General features: G+C 68.7%; 13 protein-coding genes. 10 read left to right on the top strand and 3 right to left on the bottom strand.

Going from position 1 to position 13,726, the window contains the following annotated elements; all coding sequences use genetic code 11:
- The first annotated feature begins 119 nt into the window (after positions 1 to 119).
- The 5 genes from G6N60_RS02220 to G6N60_RS02200 all read left to right on the top strand — a co-directional run bounded on the left by G6N60_RS02220 (position 120) and on the right by G6N60_RS02200 (position 4,874).
- Complete coding sequence (locus tag G6N60_RS02220; RefSeq protein ID WP_163731940.1) at positions 120 to 1,052, top strand: efflux ABC transporter ATPase subunit, DrrA-related; 933 nt, start codon at positions 120 to 122, stop codon at positions 1,050 to 1,052.
- A complete protein-coding gene (locus G6N60_RS02215) occupies positions 1,049 to 1,786 on the top strand; it encodes an ABC transporter permease (RefSeq protein WP_163731937.1) in 738 nt (245 codons plus the stop codon). Before G6N60_RS02220 ends, G6N60_RS02215 begins: the two co-directional genes overlap by 4 nt.
- Positions 1,783 to 2,580, top strand: coding sequence for an ABC transporter permease (locus tag G6N60_RS02210; protein ID WP_163731934.1), 798 nt, complete (start codon positions 1,783 to 1,785; stop codon positions 2,578 to 2,580). The genes G6N60_RS02215 and G6N60_RS02210 overlap by 4 nt, the downstream gene beginning before the upstream one ends.
- 345 nt (positions 2,581 to 2,925) lie before the next feature.
- The gene (locus G6N60_RS02205; protein WP_163731931.1) at positions 2,926 to 3,666 is read left to right on the top strand and encodes a glycosyltransferase; all 741 of its coding nucleotides are present in this window, start codon (positions 2,926 to 2,928) and stop codon (positions 3,664 to 3,666) included.
- Positions 3,648 to 4,874, top strand: a complete 1,227-nt coding sequence (locus G6N60_RS02200) for a glycosyltransferase (RefSeq protein WP_163731927.1) — start codon at positions 3,648 to 3,650, stop codon at positions 4,872 to 4,874. The genes G6N60_RS02205 and G6N60_RS02200 overlap by 19 nt, the downstream gene beginning before the upstream one ends.
- On the opposite strand, the gene G6N60_RS02195 is transcribed toward G6N60_RS02200, so the two are convergent.
- The gene (locus G6N60_RS02195) at positions 4,862 to 6,163 is read right to left on the bottom strand and encodes a UDP-glucose dehydrogenase family protein (protein WP_163731924.1); all 1,302 of its coding nucleotides are present in this window, start codon (positions 6,161 to 6,163) and stop codon (positions 4,862 to 4,864) included. The two genes, G6N60_RS02200 and G6N60_RS02195, sit on opposite strands and share 13 nt — an antisense overlap.
- A gap of 197 nt (positions 6,164 to 6,360) precedes the next feature.
- On the opposite strand from G6N60_RS02195, the gene G6N60_RS02190 reads away from it, so the two are divergent.
- Together G6N60_RS02190 and G6N60_RS02185 are read left to right on the top strand one after the other, a co-directional pair.
- The gene (locus G6N60_RS02190; protein WP_163731921.1) at positions 6,361 to 7,557 is read left to right on the top strand and encodes an acyl-CoA dehydrogenase family protein; all 1,197 of its coding nucleotides are present in this window, start codon (positions 6,361 to 6,363) and stop codon (positions 7,555 to 7,557) included.
- Positions 7,550 to 8,782: an acyl-CoA dehydrogenase family protein gene (locus G6N60_RS02185; protein WP_246240216.1), complete on the top strand. Its 1,233-nt coding sequence runs from the start codon at positions 7,550 to 7,552 to the stop codon at positions 8,780 to 8,782. The genes G6N60_RS02190 and G6N60_RS02185 overlap by 8 nt, the downstream gene beginning before the upstream one ends.
- Positions 8,783 to 8,788: 6 nt before the next feature.
- On the opposite strand, the gene G6N60_RS02180 is transcribed toward G6N60_RS02185, so the two are convergent.
- Together G6N60_RS02180 and G6N60_RS02175 are read right to left on the bottom strand one after the other, a co-directional pair.
- Positions 8,789 to 9,340, bottom strand: coding sequence for a hypothetical protein (locus tag G6N60_RS02180; RefSeq protein ID WP_163731918.1), 552 nt, complete (start codon positions 9,338 to 9,340; stop codon positions 8,789 to 8,791).
- A gap of 24 nt (positions 9,341 to 9,364) precedes the next feature.
- On the bottom strand, positions 9,365 to 10,048 hold the full coding sequence (locus G6N60_RS02175; RefSeq protein WP_163731913.1) for a GAP family protein: 684 nt from the start codon (positions 10,046 to 10,048) through the stop codon (positions 9,365 to 9,367).
- Between the two features lie 68 nt (positions 10,049 to 10,116).
- On the opposite strand from G6N60_RS02175, the gene G6N60_RS02170 reads away from it, so the two are divergent.
- The 3 genes from G6N60_RS02170 to G6N60_RS02160 all read left to right on the top strand — a co-directional run bounded on the left by G6N60_RS02170 (position 10,117) and on the right by G6N60_RS02160 (position 13,607).
- Positions 10,117 to 10,770: an MOSC domain-containing protein gene (locus tag G6N60_RS02170; RefSeq protein ID WP_163731910.1), complete on the top strand. Its 654-nt coding sequence runs from the start codon at positions 10,117 to 10,119 to the stop codon at positions 10,768 to 10,770.
- Between the two features lie 55 nt (positions 10,771 to 10,825).
- Entirely contained in the window at positions 10,826 to 11,698 is an 873-nt protein-coding gene (locus tag G6N60_RS02165) for an LLM class flavin-dependent oxidoreductase (protein ID WP_163731907.1), read from the top strand.
- Between the two features lie 136 nt (positions 11,699 to 11,834).
- On the top strand, positions 11,835 to 13,607 hold the full coding sequence (locus tag G6N60_RS02160; protein ID WP_163731904.1) for a hypothetical protein: 1,773 nt from the start codon (positions 11,835 to 11,837) through the stop codon (positions 13,605 to 13,607).
- The last annotated feature ends 119 nt before the right edge of the window (positions 13,608 to 13,726 follow it).

Below are 13,726 nucleotides of genomic sequence, written 5' to 3'. Positions count from 1 at the left end.
CGGCTCCTCGAGGGTCCGCGGCGGCAGAAATGTAACACGTTCTAGTTGGCCGGGAGGGCGATCGCTGCGTCGATCTCGGGAGGGTCGAAAACGCGTGGCCCGCGGTATCGTAAGAGCCCGTGATCGAGCTCATCAATGTTGCCAAGACGTTCGGCGGCGGGGTTCCTGCACTTCGGGACGTGAGCTTCAGCGTGCCGACGGGCTCGGTCTGCGCGTTGCTCGGACACAACGGCGCCGGTAAGACGACGACCGTGAACATCCTGTCGACCCTCGTCCGGCCCACGTCGGGCCGCGCCATCGTCGCGGGGTACGACGTCACCGACCAACCGGGCAGGGTGCGCGCGAGCATCGGCGTCACGGGTCAGGACGCCGCGCTCGACGTGCGGTTGACGGGTCGGGAGAACCTGGTGTTCTTCGGACGGTTGCGCGGGCTGCGGCACAGTCAGGCGCGAGCCCGCGCCGAGGAGCTGATCGCCCAGTTCGACATGGGCCACGCCGCCGATCGCCAGGTGAGCGGCTACTCGGGCGGGATGCGTCGCCGCATCGACATCGCCGTATCGCTGGTGGTGACCCCCAAGGTGCTGTTCCTCGACGAGCCGACCACCGGCCTCGACCCCCGCAGCCGCCGCGACGTGTGGGAGCTGGTCTCGTCGCTGTCCGCCCAGGACATCACGGTGCTGCTGACGACCCAGTACCTCGAGGAGGCCGACATCCTGAGCGACTCGATCGTCATCCTCAACGCGGGCCAGATCGTGGCGAGCGGGACGTCCGACGAGCTCAAGAGCCAGACCGGGGTGGGCTACTGCCAGCTGACGGCCGTCAACCCCGAGGACCTGCGGCGCATCGCCGCCGCGCTGGCCGACTTCGAGGAGGTCGAGGTCGACACCGACGCGATGACGGTCGCCGTGCCCGCCCCGCTCGGCGTCGCGACGCTGTCGGACGTCTTCCGCCGCGTCGAGGGCCTCGGCGTCCCGCTCATCGACATCTCCCTGCGGAGGCCCTCCCTCGACGAGGTGTTCCTGCACCTCACCTCGCCGGCCACCCGCACGTGAACGCCATCGCCCTGCTGACGGGCCGCATCCTGGTGAGCAGTCGACTGGACCTGGTCTTCGCCATCGTGGCCCCCCTCATCGGGCTCGTCGGGTTCACGCTCCTGCTGCGAAACGTGATCGCCACCGGCCAGATGAGCTATTCGCAGTACGTGCTGCCCGCCGTCGTCGTGCAGGCGATGCTCTTCGGCGCCCTCACCACCACCGACCGGGCCGCCTTCGAGAAGGCCAGCGGCATGAGCCTGCGCCTGCGCACCCTGCCGATCTCGCCGTACGCCGGGCTCAGTGCGCGGATGTCCTATTCGGCCATCCGCGGCACGCTGGCCCTCGTCGCCTCCGTCGTCGGCGCCTATCTGCTCGGCTTCCGCTTCACCACCGGAATCGGTTACGCCGCAGCGTTCGTCGTGCTGTCGCTGACGCTGACGCTGGCACTGTCGCTGGGCGCCGACGCGACCGGCGCCAAGGCCGGCCGCACGGAGGTGGCCAGTCAGCTGCTGCTGGTCCCGCAGTTGCTACTCGTGCTGCTGTCGACGGGGATGGCGCCGCTGGACTCGTTCCCCGGCTGGCTGCATCCCTTCGTGCGCTACCAACCCATCTCGCAGATCACCGAGACCCTGCGCGGCTTCACCAGTGGCCACGTCGACGCCGCCAACCTCGCCACCAGCCTGGGCTGGTGCGTCGCACTGCTCGCGGTGTGCGGCACCGCGGCCATCCGCCTGCAGGGGCGTCGGGAATGAAGACCTCACCGGCCCAACGGCATTCGATACTCGGCGAGAGCTGGGTCTTCGCGACGCGACTGTTCCTGCAGTGGCGTCGCTACCCCATGGTGCCGATGCAGGCGGTGCTCTTTCCCGCGCTGCTGCTGGTCGTCTACAGCCTGCTGATCGGCAAGTCGATGGTGAGGCTGACCGGCAGCACCAGCCTCGACCTGTTGATCCCGGTGTGCGCCGTCGCCGGCGGGATGTCCGGCGCACTCGGGGCCGGCATGGCCATGCCCTATGACCGCAACACCGGGCTGCTCACCCGCATGTGGATGATGCCCGTCCACCGGGCCAGTGCGCTCACCGGAACCCTGCTCGCGGAGGGCCTTCGGACGTTGGCCGCGACGGCCGTCATCACCGGCACCGGCGTCGCGCTGGGCTTCCGGTTCGAGGGCAACGTCCTGGCGCTGCTGGTCTACCTGTTCATCCCCGTGCTCCTGGTGGTGTCCTTCGCCACCGTCGTCATCACGATGGGCCTGTCGTCCAGCGGCAAGACGGTGCTCCCCTGGCTGAGTACGGCCACCATGGGGCTCGCGCTGGCGTGCACGGCTCCGGTCCACGCCCTCCCGGCCGCGGTACGGCCCCTGGCGCAGTATCAACCGATCGCGCCGATGGTCGCGGCCATGCGTGCGCTGTCGACCGGCTCGGGTGACGTCACCAAACCATTGCTGCTGACGCTGGCGTGGGTGGTCGTCCTGGGTGCGGTCTTCGGGCCGATCGCCGCGCGTGGCTACCGCAATGCCGCCGAATCGGGCAACGTCGGGGACTAGGAGCTGACCGCGCGTCGACCGGCGCGCGCGATTTCGGCAAAATCGCTCCGGGGTCGATTCACGGCCGACGGCGCCGCCCCCGATGTACGGCCCGCCGTTTGCCTTTCGCTCGCCGAGCGTCGAAGTACCAGCAATTCACCCACCATTCACCTCACCCCTATTTGCCGCAGCTCGAAGCCTCGGGCAATGCGGTCGTACACGGCGCGAAAACCCGCCCGCAAGCAATTTGACAGCAAATGAGCAGCGGCAGTTCATCAACGGCTGATTCCATGACGCGGTGCTGCAGCAGGGTTGCTGTAGCGGATTCGCCTGGGGGGCGTCTCGGAATGCATAGGGGGTAGTGCCATGGGGTTGAACACCGTGTCGACGATTTCGTTCGTCGTCCCGACGCTCAACGAGATACAGACCATCGAGAGAACTCTGCAGTGCCTGGCCGGGTATTCCGGTCGGCACCAGATCATCGTCTCCGACGGCAACAGCACCGACGGCACCATCGAGGTCTGCCGCCGCTACGCCGACGAGGTGGTCGTCTACGACGGTGCGGCCAGGCAGACCATCGGCATGGCCAGGAACATGGGTGCGGCGCTCGCCAGCGGTGACTTCATCGTGTTCGTCGACGCCGACGTCGTGATCGACGACGTCGACGCCTTCTTCGCGACCGCCTTCGACGAGTTCGAACGTCGTCCCGACGTGGTGGGACTGACTTGCCGCTACCGGGTGTTCCGCGAGGCGAGCACGTTCTTCGATCGCTACGTGTTCTTCACCCTCGGCCTGCAATTCGGGTTGCAGAACAACGTGTTTCACATCGGTGGCTCGGGCGGGGAGTTCATGATGATCACCGCCCATGCCTTCAAGCAGGTCGAGGGTTTCGACGAGCGGCTCGCGGCGTCGGAGGACATGGACCTGTTCCGCAGGCTGTCGAAGATCGGTCGGACGCGCTTCACCAACCGCCTGACGGTGTGGCACACCGGACGTCGTGCGCACGCCGTGGGATGGCCCCGCCTGCTGCTGAGTTGGTTCTCCAACTCCGTGTCGGTGTTCCTGTTCCGCAGATCCACCAGTCGGGAATGGGCGCCGGTCCGCTGACCCGGGCCAGCGGGCCCGACGGGGTGCCGACGCGCGCGCTGCGCATTGCGATCATCGCGCACAACCGATTTCCCATTCGTCAGCCCTTTCCCGGGGGCCTGGAGTCCTACGTCTGGTACCTCGTCCGCGCGCTCGCCGCGCGTGGGCACTCCGTGACGCTGTTCGCCGCTCCGCACTCCGACCTGGGCGCGGCGGACGCGCCGTTCGACGTCGACGTCCGCCCGATCGGCACGAAGATCCGTCCGCAGTGGCAGGCCCCGGTCCCCGATCACCGCGACTACCTCGCACTGATGCGAACGCTGATCGACGACGGCGGAGCCTCATTCGACGTCGTGCACAACCACGCCTACCACTACTGGCCCATCCTGCTGGCAGCGCGCCTGCGCGTGCCGATGCTGACGACGCTGCACACGGCTCCGGTGCTGTGGCTGAAGTCGGCGATCCGGGCCAGCGGCGGGCGGGGCAGCCGCTTCGCGTCGGTGAGCGAGTCCGCCGCCGAGCTGTGGCGTGACGTCGTCGACGACGTCATGGTGGTGAATGGCGGTGTCCGCGTGAGTGATTGGCCGGCCGGCCCGGGCGGTTCACATCTCGTGTGGTTCGGCCGCATCACCCCGGAGAAGGGGCCGCACGCCGCCATCGACGCGGCCCGCCGGGCGGGCATGCCACTACGGCTGGCCGGGCCGATCTACGACGAACGGTACTTCCGCCGCAAGGTCCGCCCGCACCTCGGCGGTGACGTCACCTACGTCGGGCACCTCGGCCAGCCGCAACTGGCGGAGCTCGTCGGAGGGGCTGCCGCCGCGTTGATCACCCCCTGCTGGGACGAGGCCTTCGGTCTGGTCGTCGCCGAGGCCATGTCGTGCGGCACCCCGGTGATCGCCTTCGACCGCGGCGCGATACGCCACCTGGTCACCCCCGACGTCGGCCGGGTCGTCGCGCCGGGCGACACCGCGGCGATGGCGGCGGCCGTCGCCGACGTCGCGACGCTGTCCCGCGACCGGGTGCGCAGCCACGCCGTGACCCACACGTCGGACGACGCGAGCATCGAGCGTTACCTCGGCATCTACCGGAGCCTCATCGAGGAGGGCCCGTCGTCGTCTCCGACGGACGGCTCGCCATCTCTACCCAGGTTCTTCGCCACGCTGGGCCGGACGGCCGTCGCGGACGGCATCGCCGGGGTGGCCCGACGACTGGCTCAGGTCAGGTAGGTCCACCCGCAGCCCGACCAACGCTGCCGGTCCAGACACAGCCGACCGTCGACGATCGTCTTCGTCCTGACGAGCGCGCTCAGGTCGTCGGGGTCGATGCGGACGAACTCCGGCCACTCCGTCAACACCATCACCACGTCGGCGTTCTCGCACGCGTCGTCAGCCGAGGCCGCGTAGGACAGCGTCGGAAAGATGGCCTTGGAGTTCTCGATCGCCTTGGGGTCGTACACCGTCACCGAGGCACCCTGGAGTTGCAGCTGCCCGGCGACGTTGAGCGCGGGGGAATCCCGGACGTCGTCGGAGTCGGGCTTGAACGCCGCCCCGAGGATGCCGACGTTGACCCCGAGCAGCGAGCCGTGACAGGCGCCGCGCACCACGTCGACCATCCGGGTGCGCCGCCGCATGTTGACGTTGTCGACCTCGCGCAGGAACGTCAGCGCCTCCGACGCCCCGAGTTCGCCGGCGCGCGCCATGAACGCCCGAATGTCCTTGGGGAGGCAGCCACCGCCGAAACCGATGCCCGCGTTCAGATAGCGGCGGCCGATGCGGGCGTCGTACCCGATGGCGTCGGCGACGGCCCGGACGTCCGCGCCGACGGCCTCGCACACCTCGGCGATCGCGTTGATGAACGAGATCTTGGTGGCCAGGAACGCGTTGGCCGACACCTTCACCAACTCGGCCGTCTCGGGATCGGTGAGGATGAAAGGCGTGTCGTGGCGCAGGATGTCGGCGTAGAGCTCGCGGGTGAGCGCCTCCGCTCGACCCGACGGACGCCGGCCCAGGACGATGCGATCGGGCTGCAGCGTGTCCTCGATCGCGAACCCCTCGCGGAGGAACTCGGGGTTCCACGCGATCTCGATGTCGGCGCCCTGGGATCGAGCCCGGACGCGCTCGACGAGCTTGGCGCACGTGCCCACCGGGACGGTGGACTTGCCAAGGACGAGGACGTCGCGGTCGACCAGCGGCGCCAGGTTGTCCACCACGGCCTCGACGTAGCGGAGGTCGGCCGCGGACTCCCCCTTCTTCTGCGGGGTGCCGACGGCGATGAAGAACACGTCGCCCCACTCGGCGGCCTGCCGGTAGCTCGTCGAGATCACCAGCAGACCGGTGTCGAGGTGCTTGGTCAGCAGGTCGGCGAGGCCGGGTTCGTAGAACGGCACGTCGCCCGCCTGCAGCCGCGCCACCTTCGCCTCGTCGACCTCGACGCCGAGGACTTCGTGACCGAGCTCGGCCATGCACACGGCGTGTGTCAGACCCAGATAACCCAATCCGAATACCGTCAGACGCACGGCTTCGTCACTCCTGTCAACGCGGTCGGCAGACCTTGGATTGCCAGCGCCGAACGTACCGCTCACAGCGGTGCTCAGGACCGCTCGACGCTGCCGTGCGCGAAACGTTCAACTGTTGGCCGTGTGCTCGACGCCCGCGTTCACCCCAAGGGGCCCCCCGGTGTCGGTTGACAGGTGTCGACTCCTATCGTGGCTGAATGAGCAACGTTGCTGATTCCGATCGAGTGGCCGCACTGGCGCGCGAGGTCGTGGCCGACCACGATCCGAAGTCGGTCCCCATCCAGGAGTTCCTCGGCGCCTGCTACGACGCCGGGCTGTCCTGGGTGCACTTCCCCGAAGGGCTTGGGGGACTCAATGTTTCGCGAGGCAACCAGGCCGTCGCAGATCGCGTCCTGCAGGGTGCCGGCGGGCCGGTCCCGCTCGGACTCAACCCCATGGGCTACGGCATGGCCGCCCCGACGATCCGCGAGCACGCGCAGTCCGAGGACGTGAAGCGGCAGTGGTTGCGTCCACTGGCCACCACCGAGGACATCTGGTGTCAGCTGTTCTCCGAGCCGGGCGCGGGCAGTGACCTCGCCGGTCTCGCGACGTCAGCCGTGCCCGACGGCGACGAGTGGGTGATCAACGGGCAGAAGGTCTGGACCAGCCTGGCCCACCGCGCGCGCTGGGGTCTGCTCCTGGCGCGCACGAACCCGGACGTCCCAAAGCACAAGGGGCTCACCTACTTCGTCATCGACATGCATGCCCCCGGCGTGCAGACGCGCCCGCTGCGTCAGCTCACCGGACAGGCGGAGTTCAACGAGGTGTACTTCACCGACGCCCGCATTCCGGACGCGCATCGGCTCGGCGGGGTCGGCAACGGCTGGGCCGTCGCGATGACGACGTTGATGAACGAGCGCAGCGCCCTCGGCGGCAGCGGGAGTCGCCGCGGTGCGGGCACGATCTCCGAGGCGGTCTCGCTGTGGGCGGCGCGGCCGGAACGGCAGACGCCGGTCCTGCGCGACCGGCTGAGTCAGCTGTGGCTGCGGTCGGAGGCGCAGCGTCTGACGTCGGAGCGGTCGCGCGTCTCGGCCACGGTCGGTGGCCCGGGCCCCGAAGGGTCGATCGGCAAGCTCGTCGGCGCCGAACTGAACCAGCACATCTACCAGTTCTGCATAGATCTCCTTGGGCCAGAGGCGATTCTATATCACAAGTACGCCACGCCGGAGGGTGACCGCGCGGAGTCCGACTGGCGCGGCTCGATCCAGCAGCGATATCTGCGCAGCCGCGCCAACACCATCGAAGGGGGAACGTCGGACGTGATGCGCAACATTCTGGGCGAGCGGGTGCTCGGCCTGCCCGGTGATCTGCGTGCCGATGCGGGCATGCCGTGGAAGGAGGTCCCGCGTGGCTGAGAAGCTTGCGGATCAGCCCGAAAATATTGCTGAGAAGCTTGCGGAGACTGTGGCGGACGAACCGCGCGCCGAGTTCATGTTCACCGACGAACAGCAGGAGCTGCTGGCCGCGGTGCGCCGCTTCTGCGCAGAGAACTTCGACGAGCAGACCGTGCGTCGGCTCATGGAGTCCGACCCGCCGTTCGACGCCAAGACGTGGCAGCGGTTGGGCACTGAGCTTGGCGTGCTTGGTCTTTCGGTCCCCGAGGCCGACGGCGGGGTCGGCGGCACCCTCGTCGATCAGGCCGTGGCGGTCGAGGAGCTCGGCGCTGCGCTCGCGTGCGGCCCGTTCTTCGGCACGGTGTACCTCGCGATCCCTGCATTGGTGGCCGCCTCGTCGAGTCCGGTGCGTGACGAGGTGCTCGCCGAACTCGTCGAGGGTCGGCGCACCGCGGCGTTCGCCGTGCGCGACCGCGCGGGTGATCTCGACACGACGGTCACGGTGACGGCCACGCCCGCCGGCGAGGACTGGGCGCTGAGCGGCACCGTCGAGTGGGTGGTCGATGCGGGGGCGGCCGACGATCTCCTGGTCGCCGCCGCGGGCCCAAATGGCTTGGGGCTCTTCGTCGTCGACGCCGCGGCAGCAGGAGTGGAGCGCACGCCGCTGCGCACGGTCGACCTGACCAGGCCGCAGGCCACGATCAGCCTGTCCGACGCGCCCGCACGGCTGGTCGCCGGACCCGACGAGGCCGCCCGCGTGATCAGCCACGCCCTGCACGTCGGCGCGGCACTGCTCGCGACCGAACAGGTCGGCGCCGCGCAGCACATCCTCGACGTGGCGGTGCAGTACGCGAAGGACCGCCTGCAGTTCGGTAGGCCCATCGGTTCCTTCCAGGCCGTGAAGCACCGACTCGCGGACATGATGGTGGACCTCGAACACGCGCGGTCGACGGCGTATCACGCCGTGTGGGCGCTGTCGGAGGGCTCCGACGACCCGGCGCTGGCGGCCAGCATCGCGCAGGCGACGTGTTCGGCGGCGTTCAGCCGGATCGCCGCCGACGCCATTCAGACCCTCGGCGGCATCGGCTTCACGTGGGAACACCAGGCGCATCTGTACTTCAAGCGGGCCACCGTCGACGCCGCCCTGCTCGGCAGCGCCGAGGAACACCGGTCGCGCGTCGCGGCGATGGTGCTCGACACGGCGTCGCCGGAGAAGATGCCGCGCATCGACGACGGCACCGCGTAGCCCGCCTCAGTTGTCGGCCGGCTTGGCGTCGGCGGGCCCGAAGCCGGCCAGGATGCGCAGCGACGTGAGCAGTCCGGTGTCCCGCAGGCCGACGAGCTGCCATGCCCTGCTGATGCCGACCAGCAGGTCACCGATCAGCACGTAGCACAGCGTCGACAGCGCCGTCGGGTCCGAACGGACCAGGCGAATGCCTGCGTATGCCTCGAACCCGGCGAGCAGCAGCAGGGCGACGACGACGCCGAGGGAGGCGCCGCGCTCGGTCCGCCCGCCGACCAGCGACCGGACGGTGGCCGCGACGAACATCAGCACGGTGACGCTCATCCAGACGGCCCACCAGCCGAGGGTCGTCCCGGGCACCAGCGCCGCCAGCGACAACACCAACGCGTTGGTCAGGACGAGCAGGGCCGCCGACGCGCGGTTGTGGAAGGCCACCTGGGTCTGCGCCTGCCGCGCCCGCTCCGGGAAGACGGAGACGGCCACGAACAGCAGGCCGATCAACGCCGCAGCCGCACCGGCGATGGCGACGAAGAACTCTCGGTACTCCTCGGACGGGATCATCGGTGCCACCGTAGCCCGCGTGGGTCACGACAGCATCCGGTAGTGCAGCAGCGCGTCGACCACCAGTGCTATCCCAATGGCGCAGAACAGGATTCGCACGGTGATCGGACCGTAGCGCGTCGTCACCCTGACGATGGCCCGTTGTATGCGCCTGGCCCTCAGCGTCCGCTGCGTCGAGAGCGCCAACACCGTGAGCGACGGCACCAGCGCCAGGGCGCAGTAGGCGAGGACGATCATCGGCCACAGCGTCGGCGGCAGGTTGCGCGCCGAGACCATGGTCAGTGACGTCAGGTAGGGCACCGACGTGACCGCCTGGCCGACGCCGATCACCAGGCCGACGATGGCGAACAGCCACGGGTTGCGGCGGGTCAGATTCAGCGCCCACGGGGGTGCAGCGGGTCGCGCCGAGCCGGAGACGCTCGCCACGGCGACCAAGACGACGCCGAGGATCAGCTGTCCCCAGTAGCGGATGGTGGGCGTCACCGTGAGCTCGGTCCGGTCGGTGACGAAGTCGATGCCCAGCACGGTCAGCATGCCGAACGTGGCGGTGGCGACGAACACGCCGGCCACGAAGCTCAGGCCACCGGGCAACGCTGACCTGCGGCTCAACCTGCTGTCGTAGACGACCGCCGACGTCACCCCCAGATTGAGCACGTTCAACGAGTCGAGGAACGCGAAGCCCAGGAGGGGAAGGAGGAGTCCGAGCATGACACAGAGAACCTACGCCGAGTGCCCGCTGGCAGGCGCGCCCGTCGCGCCCCCACTACCCTCGTGGGGTGGCATCGGTGTTGACGGTCAACCGCACGCACACCGCTGGTGACGACCAGCGGCCAAAGACGGGCATCGACAAGCGACCGACGGAGGAACCGGTCCTCGTCCGCGCGCCCGGCCCCATGCGCAGCGGACTGGGCAGCGGGCTCGAGGGTGACGTCATCGGCAATCAGAAGCTGCACGGCGGTGACGACCAGGCGGTGTACGCCTACGCGCGCGAGGACCTCGACGCGTGGGAGACCCGCCTCGACCGCGAGCTCACCAACGGATTGTTCGGCGAGAACGTCACCACCACGGGCGTCGACGTCAGCGGTGCCCTCATCGGCGAACGCTGGCGCGTCGGCGATGACGGTCTGCTGCTCGAGGTGACACGGCCGCGAACACCGTGCAAGACGTTCGCTACCCGGCTCGGAATACGCGGCTGGATAAGGACTTTCACGCATGGCGGCTCCCCCGGCGCCTACCTGCGGGTGCTGCACCCGGGGACGGTGCGCAGTGGCGACGACATCACCATCGTCGAACGCCCCGACCACGGGGTCACGATCGCGCTCGTCTATCGGGCCCTCATGCTCGAGCCCGAGCTGCTCCCCGAAATCCTTGTCGCGGAGGCTCTTCCCGACGACGTACGAAGGAAAGCGCTCCGCAAGGCCGCGAGCTAGCGGTTGGCCCAGGCCGCAGGCCGCACGCTGCGGTGTCTTCGCGCATGATGGGCGGATGCAGACTCGACTCGCCGTCATCTACCGCCCGACCTATCGCCCCGAAGGTCTGCGGGAGGCGGCCCTAGCGGCCGAAGCCGCCGGCGTCGACGAACTATGGCTGTGGGAGGACTGCTTCCTGCAGGGCGGCATCGCTCAGGTCGCCATTGCCCTGGCCGCGACCGAGCGGCTCAGGGTGGGCGTCGGTCTGGTCCCAGCGCCGTTGCGCAACGTCGCTGCCGCCGCCATGGAGTTCGCCACGCTGGAGGCGACGTTCCCGGGCCGGGTGCAGATCGCGGTCGGCCACGGCGTCCAGAGCTGGATGCGCCAGGCGGGTTCGGCCGTGGACTCGCCGATGACCCTGCTGCGCGAATACGTGACGGCGCTGCAGGCGCTGCTGGCCGGGGAGAACGTCACCGTGCGTGGTCGCTACGTCACTCTGACCGACGTGCAGCTCGAGTTTGCCCCGGAGCAGCGGCTGCCCATCCTCATCGGAGGCACGGGCCCGAAGACGCTGAAGCTGGCGGGCGAGATCGCCGATGGCGTCATCCTCGACAGCCGCTACTCGACCACCACGGTCGGCGAGGCGATCGGTCACGTTGCTTCGGGTCGGGCCTCCGCCGGAGACCGACCGTTCACCACGGTGATCTTTTTGGTGTGCGTGCCCGGTGACGATCCGGGTCGGCTGCTCGCCGAGGAAGCAGCGCGGCTCGAGGTGCCGGACGGCGGGGAGTTCGGCGTCGGCGGGAGTGCCGAGGACATTGCGGCCGGGCTTCAGCCCTACCGCGACGCGGGGATCGACACCATTGCCCTGCAACCCATCGAAAGTCAGGACGCGCTGCCCGGATTCATCGCCACGGCTGGCGATGTTCGTCGAATGGTCGTGCGCTAGCTCGCCTGGCTGACGCCCCGGGCGAACCTGTCCTCAATACCTCTGCTGTGCAACCGAATCCGCGACTTCAGCATCCTGGCTCTCGACGCTAATCTTCGCCGCCGAAGGAAGACTTCGACTGCGTAGGAGTGACGTCATGGTGGAGAAGCTGAATTGGGATGACCCCGCGGGCCGTGTCCGCGCGCTCATGGCCGGCATTCTGGCATCGGGGGCGTTGGCCACGGGGGCGCTGTCCGTGGCTCCTTCAGCGGGGGCGACGTGCGCCGCCGCATCGATGAATCAATCTTCTTGTCCCACAGCAGGTCGTCCCACACAGGCAGATGTTGACGCGGCCAAGCGTGACGCGCAGGCGGCTCACGACGAGGTCGACCGCCTGCGCGGGCTCGCAGATCAAGCCACCGAAGAGCTCTGGAATACGCAGAACGTCTACGGCGTGGGTAGCAGCGACCCGCGCTATCGCGAAAAGGTCGAGGGAACCCAGCGTGCTCTCAACACACTCGCGACTGGAGTGCAGAAGGCAAGCGCTGCAGACGATCGAGTCCACACGGTCGAGCAGGCCGTCGCCCCAACCGAGGATGAGATCGCTGCGGCGAAGCGCGATGCGCAGGCGGCCCTCGACGAGACGCACCGCATCAACCAGGACATGGTGAAGACGCAGCTGGAATTCTGGGATGCGCAGAAGACCTTCGGCGTCGGCAGCGCCGACCCCCGCTACCAGGAGAAGACCCGGGCATACACCGACGCCCTCACGGCGTTCCTGGCAGCGCAGGACAGGTCCGACGCCGCGGACGAACGAGTCAAGAGCCTCGAGCAGAAGTCCGGCGGGGTGGCAACGGGACAGACCCAGGACGAGACCCCCAGGCGGGAGGGTCCGACAGCCGCCGAAGTGGACGAGGCCAAGGAGGCGTCGCGCCTCGCTCGCGAAGAAGTCGACCGCGCGAGGACCGTCGAAGTCCAGGCACGGCGAGAATATGAGAATGCGACGTTGACGAACCAGGTCGTGAGCTCGGACCCGCTACAACGGGAACGACTGAGTAGCTTCGTCAGCGCACGCACCGACGCCTATACGGCCGCGCACGCGGCCCTGCGGGAGGCCGAGGACAAGGCCCGCATAGCCAGCGATCGCGCGGCTGCGCTAGCGAAGAAGTTCGACGAGGTGGACGGTGCGCGGCGCGCGCACGACGAATTGTCCGCCGTGCGAGCAGAGCGTGAGCGCCTCGATGCCGTCTTCACGAAGACGTGGCGGGAGTATGCAAAGGCCCGGTTGGACTTCGGCGTCGAGTGCCAAGACTCTCGCTGCCAGGAGAAGCACCGTGCGTTCGAAGAGGCGGCGAACACGTGGCAGCCCGTCACCGTCAAGGAGGCGAGGGCCAAGGCGCTGGCGGGTCCTTCGGTGGCGGAGATCGACGCCGCCAGGAAGAAGACCCAGGCCGCGCGAGACGAAGCCGCCCGCCTCGAAGACGTCGAGAACAAGATCAAGGACGAGCTCAACGACGCGGGCAAGACCAGCGGCGCCGACCGCAACGATCCGCGATGGGTAGAAAAACTTCGCGCGTATCACGCCGCCGATGATGCGACGAAGTCGGCAAAGGAGAAGGCCGCGCAGGCCGAAATGGAAGAACACACTCTGCAGAAGGCTGCAGAGGAGGCAGCGGCGGCACGGGCTGCCCGTGACCACGATGCCAAGGATGAGGCCGTCGACCCCTCCGCGCAGGCGAAGGATCGAGGGGACGCGGGCGCGACGAGCCCCGCGAAGAAGGAACCGACGCCGGCAGGGTCGGAAACCGAACGGCCCCAAGACGAGACGGCCAGCCCATCGAAGGATGAGCCCTCGGGCGGACAGACCCAGACTGCGACGACGGATGACGAACCCGACACGTCCGGCGGGGGCGAGACGGCTAAGCCTTAGGGCGGAGCAGCCTCCGACGACAAAAGTCGTTTCTGGACAGCGCGTCCGGGTTGGTCTTCGGGCCGTGCAAGTGCAACTAGCAGTCGCTGGGAGTCGACCCACTTTGATAACACTGCGGT

The organism is Mycolicibacterium madagascariense, assembly GCF_010729665.1.
GTDB lineage: Bacteria > Actinomycetota > Actinomycetes > Mycobacteriales > Mycobacteriaceae > Mycobacterium > Mycobacterium madagascariense.
The sequence above is the reverse complement of the archived record's forward strand: the minus strand, read 5'-3'. Positions and strand labels throughout refer to the sequence as shown.